Below are 5,960 nucleotides of genomic sequence, written 5' to 3' on the forward strand. Positions count from 1 at the left end.
TACCAACCCCCACCGCCAACGCTAGCGGTGCGAGCCTTGCGGCTCGCGTTAAATTCTTACTATTGTGGCTACGCCGCATGGAATTCCGTAGCGGTAAATTTTAAAATTTTATTGTATTTAAAATTTAAAAATTCCAAAATTTTACTACGTAGAATTCTGCCTCTAGAATTTAGGCTGTGGCGGCGTTTTCTCTTAAGGGGGAAGGGGCGCTACTTACTCTACTTCGCTGTGCTCGCAAGAAACGCCACCAGGCTTAAGCTTTGCATCACTACGCTCGTTTTGCGAGGTCGCTCCCCTTCCCGCCACAAACCCCCACCCATCCCCCTACGACGCTAGCGGTGGTGCGGACTGCGTCCGAGCATTTTTATTTTGCGGCTTTGCCGCATGCTTTGATTTTAAAATTTCTTGCCGCAAAAATCGTAAAATTTCAATTGCACTACAAATCGGCGCTGTATTTTGCTAAAATACCGATAAAATTTTAAAGGATGAAATTTGGAAAATTTTGCTTTTCTTCTAAATTTAGTGATATTTTGCATCTTGGTTTTTATGTTTTTTAAGATGCGCAAAAGCGGCGAGCAGGCGGGCAAACCGCAGATCGCCACCGACATCACGCGGCTTAAAAGCATCGGCGAGCTGAGCGTTTTTAAAATTTACTCCAAAGAGATCGTCACGCGCAAGCAAAATGTAGGCAGCGGGCTGCTGGGCTCGCTCGTTTCGCCGCTGATGACGAAAAAGCAGATCGCCATCATCTTCGAGTTTGAGATCGAGTTCGTTTACGACCTGCTAAGCCCCGACTTTGCGATACTACCGCAGGGCGAGGATCGCTACGAGATCAAGATGCCGCCGTGCAAATACAAATACTCGATCAAAGATATGAAAATTTACGACGAGAAAAACGCCAAGCTATTGCCGTTTCTGCTGCCCGATTCGCTAAACGGGCTATTCGGCGCGAGCTTTGACGAGAGCGATAAAAACCACCTGATCGACGACGCCAAGGACGAAGTCAAACAGCTCTCGTTAAAAATCATCAACGATCTTGGCGGCAAGATCCACAAATCCGCGACCGATACACTGGAGGCGATCGCCAAGAGCTTCGGCGCGAAGGAGGTCGGATTTATCTTCCAGGACAAGGCGCTTCAAACGATCGATATAAGCTCCAGCGAGATCGCAATCGATAAATCGCTAAAATCGCAGATCGAGAAGTAGATGGAGCTTTTTAAGGCGCTTTTTAAAATTTATTTTGCCCGCATGCTCGCGTTTATGGATGCTTGCGCGAAGGCTTGGCGGAGGTTTTATGAGCCGATCAGGCTGCGCAAAGAGAAAAAGCGTCTGCGCGCAAAGGGCTATTTTACCGAGGATGCGACGTGGGCAGAGTTTTTCGCGGATTTTAAATTTTGCAAATGCTTCATCATCAAAAAAATCCTCTATCCAAACTTCTATGCTATCAAAAACTCCTCCAAATGGGAGGCGGGCTCAAAGCGAGCTAGTTTTACGGTAGGCTCGTTTGTATACGACGAGATCGCGTGGGTGTGGGTGCCGCGAGCCTTCGACGGCGGGCGGAAAAACGATCTGGAAAAGCTAAAAAATCTACTGCAAAAGATCCCCGCGCTGCGCTACGAGCAGAGCGATACGGGGATTAAAATTTTCGGCTACGAGTGCGGCGAAGGGGCCTTATAATCATATAAAACGATTTCGTCGAGGGTCGCGCCGATGTAGCGCATGGCTAGCGCTGCTTAGATGGATGCAAGCGGGCGGATTTTGGCTGCCATATGTCTTTGCCAAAACGGCGCATGCGAGCGTGAAATTTTATCTTTGCAAACGCCCCTGGCACGGTCTAAATTTTAAACTCTGCGCGAGTATAAACGCGGGCAAATTTTATCTCTGCGCCTGGCTCCATAGATCCTTTGCTTCGGCGGGGGTTTTATATTAAGCCACGCAAGAAGCAGCACTACGGACGCCAATGGATTTAAGATTAAATTTAGCAGTTCCATACAATTTATGACGCCCATCGTTATAGCAGCGGGAGCCGGTATTTTGAACATCATGCCGTAGATGATATCTGCGGCGTCATCAACGATTAGCAGCGCGGCGTATATGGCAAAAAGCTTGCATCCGGTAGCGGCGCGCAATTTAAAATTTATAATTATCCAAGCGACCGTAACCGCAAACATCAAATACGGCACGTATATTTGCAGCCTACTGCAATCACATCTTCTGAGTATATAAATGGCTGAAAAATATAGCAGCGCCGCAAGCGCAATGCTGTAGGCGTATTTGAAGATTATAAAAACCTGCGGACCCGTGATATTTTGGATGTTTTTAAGCGCGTGGTAAAGGAATGTGAAGGCAAAAATCCACACTAAGATTTGAGAATCCAAGTACGTGATCTCGCCTTTTATAGAATACGCTATGCTCGCGACCAGTAGGCAGAGCGCGCCGAGCGTGCCTTGCAGCTTCGCTCTTTGAAAATCTTCGTTCATTTTATACCTTTAAATTTTAATGTGCGGCTCACGGCTTGCGCCGTGCAACTAAACGGCGGGCGCTGCTTTGATTATCGCCGCGCGGGCTTTAAATTTAGCCGGTGCGAATTTTAATTTTACGCCGCCGCACATACTTCGCCGCACATACTTCGTACTTTACGTCGCTGTGAATGATTTAAGCTCAGCACGCCGCCGAATATCTCATCCTTGGGCTACTGCCGCGAATTTTATTTAGTTCCGCTGTTACGAGTGCTTTTAATTTAACGCCGTAGTTACCGCAAATTTTACTTTGCCGCCGCCGCTCGCGTAATACGTTTTTGAAATGGGATTTTACGCAAATTCTGTTTAAAATGGATTTAACTTTTTAAATTTAAAAGCAGCGGAGCAGCTTAAAATTTATAACTATCCAAGTGCCATTACTATAAGCATTAAAAACGCTTATTTTTGATTTTTAAATTTGAGCTGTTTTTAGTAAATTTTACTTACAAATTTTGTATAATTTTTAAAATTTTATCTCGAAAAAGGGAGCGAGTATGAGATTTATCGTTATATTGTTTTTGGTGGTTGGCGGCTGTTTTGGAGGCAATATAACCGACTTTCAAAGCTTGGAAAAATTTATCAAAGACGGGCAAGCGAAAGGATATTTTCCTAAAAAGATTTTAGTGACGCAAGGATTTGATACCACCGTATTAGAAGACGTGAGTTTAAATTTTAGCAAAACCATATATTGGGATATAAATTCTCGCTGCAACCAAAACGCAGACGAAATCATTATAGCCAAAAGCGATACGAGGCACTCTATAATTTGCCCCGGAAATAACAACGTCTATATTTTGACTGGCGGCAGAAGCGATGTGGAAGACCCATGGGGAAACGATATCTTCGTAATGGGCGAGAACGATGATAAAATTTCAAAAAGCTGGGGTACAAATATATTTATATTCGGCAAAAGATGGGGGCACGATAAGATAGAAATCGGCGATTCTAGAATAAATCCGGCGTCAACCCCCGAATACAAAAACGAATTTCCTTACGAGTTTAGCCATTTTTTCATCTTTGATAGCGGGGTCAAAAAGGATGATTTGGTTTTTAACTTCAACAAGATAATAAATTTAAAAACAAACGACTCTATAGAACTTACGGATTTAAATGGTATAAATTTGATTTTTAAAGACGAGCCGGGTAAATACTACGGTACAAATTCATTAAAGGAGATTTACGACGAAAGCTCTCCCGTCGCACCCAAAACCGAAGAGAGATTGAGCGCGGATGAGATACAAACGCTACTTTACAAAACGGCATATTCAGACAACGCCGAAGATGCTAAAAAATACTGCGAAATGGGCGGCGATCCGAATTTTAAAGGTCATGAAAATACCACTCCCATCGAAATGGCGGTAATGTTAGGTAACGAAAATTCGCTTCGCGCGATGCTAGAGTGCGCAAAAAGACTGACCGATAGCGCAATGATGATGAGCGTATTCGGAAGCCAACACGACGATGAGAAGAGTTTTAGGCTCGTAAAGCTTTTGGAAAAATACGGCGGAAATTTTAAAGCAAAAGATAGCGACGGATGCTCCATGGTAAATTATGCGGCAAGTTCTCATAGTCTAGAAATCGTAAAATATCTAGTAGAAAGAGGCGCCGATCCAAAAGCTAGATGTTCTCATAACCAAAGCGTAACTCCATCGGATTGGGCAAGAAAAAACGAAGATAAAAGAGTATATGAGTATCTAAAAAGTCTAGAAGCCAAATAAAAGGTATGCTAAATGGCTTCTTATCACCTTCTTTAAATCAGCGCGATAAAATTATTGGCGTTTTTGATGCTGATAGCAAAGCACAGCAAGCTTTTATGATATCGATTTGGCTTATGGCTGCAGCGACGGAACTTATTTATGTGCCATCTAGAATGGGCGGCATATCGGACTATCTAGAGCACCAAGATTTGCGGCTATGCCAAAAAGCTTTAAGTTTTCGGCGAAAATTTTATTTTGCATTATTTTTGTTGAAATTATATAATTTAATCCAAAATTTATATACACTTCGCTATTATCTCACTTTCAATTTCGCGGCCCACTCGTCTAGTGGTTAGGACGCTGGCCTCTCACGCCGGTAACAGGAGTTCAAATCTCCTGTGGGTCACCATTGCTTCTTTTTATATCGATTTACATCAATGTATAACCCTTTACAAAGCTTCGGCCTTAAGGCATTTTATGGCTATTTTCAATTTATATTAATTTATATCGGTTTATAATTATTTTCGTAAAAAATGTATAACTTTCTGTATAACAAGGGTATAAAATGGCTAAAATTTTAACTGCGACGCAGGTCAAGAAGCTAAAATTTGAGGGCAGCGGCAAACTCAAGGCGTATTCTATCGATAGCACGTGCGCGCTGTATCTCGTATGTTTTGCAAACGGCAGCAGATACTACAAGCTACGCACAAAAAAAGGATACACGACGCTAGGAAGTTTCGATGATATAAGCCTTGCAGAAGCCAGAGAAAAAGCGATGGGCTTGCGTAAATCGGGCGCGAGCGACGAGCTGCAAAAGCAAAAATTAAAAGATGTTTTCTACGCGTGGCTAGATATTAAAATTCCGCCCGAGGATAACGAGAAAATAAGGCAATCTCGCCGTAAAATGATAAATCGCGCAAATAAACATCTGCTGCAACCTCTAGGCAATATGCCGATAGATGAGATCGGCACAAAGGAAGTGATCGCGGCCACCAAGGGCGTAAATTTTGCAAGTGCTAAAAAGATAATCCCGATCCTGCGCGACGTGCTTAAATTTGCTCGCGCCCAAAACGCGGCAGGCGATATATCGTTTATTTATGAGATTGCCAGCGATATGAGCGAAATTTATCCGAAGAGGAAAGTAGAGCACAGAAAGGCAGTGACGGATCCAAGGCGTCTAAAAGAGATTATAGAGGCGGTCAGAGACGCCCTTATAGAGCCGACGATTAAAAACCTTTTCTTTTTCAATTTGATTATGGCGCAACGTCCGCATCAGATCAGAGAGCTTAGCTGGGATAGAATAGACGGGGATTTCGTGTGTTTTAGAGAGACCGACAATAAAACGGGGGTAAATGCGCGCTTGCCGCTTCCAAGACAGGCAAAGCAAATTTTAGAGGATCAAAAAAGGATAAGCGCGGAGGGGATAGTTTTCAAATCGAGCACCTATTCTAAGCGTAGCGGCTGGGCTATCTCGGACGGCACGCTATTAAAAACGCTGAAGCGCTTGGGTATAGCCGATCTGCACGCGCACGGCTTTCGCTCGATGTTTGCAACCTTTGCTATTCGGGCAACCGACGGCGAGCGGGCGATGTTTGAAAAGCGTATCATTGATGAAGTGCTGCTGCATACGCCCAGTAATGAAGTGGATAAAGCGTATTTTAGGGACTTCAACTCGCGGGAGCATTTGCGGATATTGCAGTGGTGGGCGGATTATTTGGACGGCTTGGTAATTTAAGCCGTCCGC

5 protein-coding genes and 1 tRNA gene are annotated in these 5,960 nt (G+C 43.9%); 5 read left to right on the forward strand and 1 reads right to left on the reverse strand.

What is annotated here, in order from left to right:
* The first annotated feature begins 492 nt into the window (after positions 1-492).
* Entirely contained in the window at positions 493-1,206 is a 714-nt protein-coding gene (locus Q0135_RS01100; protein ID WP_297987571.1) for a DUF4230 domain-containing protein, read from the forward strand.
* Positions 1,207-1,677, forward strand: coding sequence for a hypothetical protein (locus tag Q0135_RS01105; protein ID WP_297987574.1), 471 nt, complete (start codon positions 1,207-1,209; stop codon positions 1,675-1,677).
* Positions 1,678-1,841: 164 nt separating this feature from the next.
* Here Q0135_RS01105 and Q0135_RS01110 read toward each other — a convergent pair whose 3' ends face one another.
* Positions 1,842-2,480 carry a hypothetical protein gene (locus tag Q0135_RS01110; protein WP_297987577.1) on the reverse strand — a complete coding sequence of 213 codons (639 nt, stop codon included), beginning with the start codon at positions 2,478-2,480 and terminating at the stop codon, positions 1,842-1,844.
* Positions 2,481-3,013: 533 nt separating this feature from the next.
* Between Q0135_RS01110 and Q0135_RS01115 the strand changes: the two genes are divergently transcribed.
* The 3 genes from Q0135_RS01115 (at position 3,014) to Q0135_RS01125 (ending at position 5,951) form a co-directional block, all read left to right on the forward strand.
* Positions 3,014-4,237, forward strand: coding sequence for an ankyrin repeat domain-containing protein (locus tag Q0135_RS01115; RefSeq protein WP_297987579.1), 1,224 nt, complete (start codon positions 3,014-3,016; stop codon positions 4,235-4,237).
* A gap of 313 nt (positions 4,238-4,550) precedes the next feature.
* Positions 4,551-4,625: transfer RNA gene (locus tag Q0135_RS01120), tRNA-Glu, on the forward strand.
* A gap of 156 nt (positions 4,626-4,781) precedes the next feature.
* Positions 4,782-5,951 carry an integrase arm-type DNA-binding domain-containing protein gene (locus tag Q0135_RS01125; protein ID WP_297987581.1) on the forward strand — a complete coding sequence of 390 codons (1,170 nt, stop codon included), beginning with the start codon at positions 4,782-4,784 and terminating at the stop codon, positions 5,949-5,951.
* Positions 5,952-5,960 lie beyond the last annotated feature (9 nt).

This window comes from uncultured Campylobacter sp. (genome assembly GCF_937981295.1).
Lineage (GTDB): Bacteria > Campylobacterota > Campylobacteria > Campylobacterales > Campylobacteraceae > Campylobacter_B.

Bases quoted from the DNA above. Each gene is read 5' to 3' on its own strand.
- Q0135_RS01105 (WP_297987574.1), top strand. From the start codon at position 1,207: ATGGAGCTTTTTAAGGCGCTTTTTAAAATTTATTTTGCCCGCATGCTC.
- Q0135_RS01110 (WP_297987577.1), bottom strand. From the start codon at position 2,480: ATGAACGAAGATTTTCAAAGAGCGAAGCTGCAAGGCACGCTCGGCGCG.
- Q0135_RS01115 (WP_297987579.1), top strand. From the start codon at position 3,014: ATGAGATTTATCGTTATATTGTTTTTGGTGGTTGGCGGCTGTTTTGGA.
- Q0135_RS01125 (WP_297987581.1), top strand. From the start codon at position 4,782: ATGGCTAAAATTTTAACTGCGACGCAGGTCAAGAAGCTAAAATTTGAG.